We start from the raw sequence: 1,677 nt of genomic DNA, 5'->3' as shown, positions 1-1,677 counted from the left end.
GCATCCACGAACTTCCGTCTGGCGTGGGCCATACAAAACGTCAGATGGATGTCCTGATGGCCCGCAAAGAGGGAATCATAGACTTTATAGCCATCCGTCTGGATGATGCCCCTAAAGTCCGCAAGCATTTCCCTGGGACCTGACTGGTCCCTTCCTTTCCGGTAATCGAATACCACAAGCCTGTCCACAGGGGCATGGTACAGCCACATGTAACCCTGGTGGACACCGTTTTTGTGGTCTCTGTCCAGGACCTTTATCGGTGTTTCATCGACCTGGAGATATTTTTGGCTGACCACTATCAGCCGGAGCAGCTCCCAGAGCGGTCTGAGATGGCACCAGCCTCCCATGATCCAATCCGATGCGGTTGAGGCGGGGATACGTACCCCCATCCTGGTGTATTTATCGATCTGTCTGTGGAGCGGCATCCCGTAGACATATTTATCAACAGTCATCTGTGCGACTACGGACTCCGAAGGAATTCCTTTTTCTATCACCCTGTCAGGAAGCGTCCCGATAATGATGCCTTCACCGTTCGGCCTTGCATACTTTGGACGGATATACTGCTTCACATAGAATGATGCAGGTACAACTTCAAGGACTTCTGTAACCTCTTCACCGATTTTTGTACAGCCTTCGGTGGATTCAGATGGTTCGATCACCACTTCTTCTCTTCTGAGTTCTTCGGGAAGGCTCATGCGTCCTGTACCTTTGGCTCTTTTCTTTGGAGCAGGCTTTTCAGCCGCGGTTATTGATCTGGAAAGTTCTTCCTGTACTGATTTTGTGGCACCAAGTTCAAAAAGTCCCAACTGGTCGTCCCCTACATCGTTTGTGCGTTTCTCACTCCTGAATCCAAAAAGATGTCTTCGGAGTTTGTCGAGCTCAAACTGCTGGTCTGAGATTATTTCTTCTTTCTCCGATAAGGTCAGCAGGGCTTCTTCGTACAGTTTTTTGTAGTCTTTTTCCCCGTTTTCCATGACATAAAGATAACACAAAAAGTGGGTTTAAATTGGTTTAGAGGCTGATTTTATACCAAAAACCGCATCTTTTTTCACACTCTTTTCAGAGGCGTGTAGCGGTCTCTGTAGCTCACCGATTCAAGCCTTACCCCCTGTAAGAGCAAGCTCAGCTGGCCGCTTGTAATCCCGTTACCGGCAAGCATGGGGCGTTCAAAAGTGCCTCTTTCGAGCTTTTTGATATACATCGCAAAGCCGTCCCTGTCCCATTGAAGCATACGGATCTGGTTGGAACGCTTGCCGATGAACACAAAAACATCCCCGTTCATGGGATCAAAGCCAAGCTTGTTGCGGACAAGGCCCGCCAGAGAGTTGATGCCAAAGCGCATATCGGTCGGTTCTTTGTACATAAAATACCTGGCAGAATTCGACAGGGAAAGCATCAGAGAAGCCTCTTGACCGTATCGACCTCCACCTTTCCGAAAAACTCAATGTTTACTCCCGATGGATAACTGATTCTCAGGACAGGGTCCCTTTGAAAACCAACATCAGGAGTTATCAGGGAAAAGGATGATACACCGGCCGCATAAGGCTGACCCACACTGAACTTCCTGCACCAATAATAAAATGCTGTCCTTGAAATACCTTCATCCTGTGCAAAAGCAGCTTTGCTTTTTCCTGAAGCCTGCCACCTGCTAAACAGGTCATAATACTCATCGTTGCT

3 protein-coding genes are annotated in these 1,677 nt (G+C 48.3%); all 3 read right to left on the bottom strand.

All coding sequences use genetic code 11. The features are described 5' to 3' along the window. A partial coding sequence (tnpC, locus tag H1A14_RS23000) for an IS66 family transposase (RefSeq protein WP_228527946.1) occupies positions 1-992 on the bottom strand: 992 nt, incomplete at its 3' end. Between the two features lie 56 nt (positions 993-1,048). Further along, entirely contained in the window at positions 1,049-1,396 is a 348-nt protein-coding gene (gene tnpB / locus H1A14_RS22995; protein ID WP_194778663.1) for an IS66 family insertion sequence element accessory protein TnpB, read from the bottom strand. Further along, positions 1,396-1,677: IS66 family insertion sequence element accessory protein TnpA (tnpA, locus tag H1A14_RS22990; protein WP_194778662.1), on the bottom strand; the 282-nt coding region annotated here is incomplete at its 5' end. The genes tnpA and tnpB, both read right to left, overlap by 1 nt.

The sequence above is a fragment of the Pararhodonellum marinum genome, from assembly GCF_015354735.1.
Lineage (GTDB): Bacteria > Bacteroidota > Bacteroidia > Cytophagales > Cyclobacteriaceae > Pararhodonellum > Pararhodonellum marinum.
Note: the sequence above shows the minus strand (reverse complement) of the source record. Positions and strands in the feature narration are given on the sequence as shown.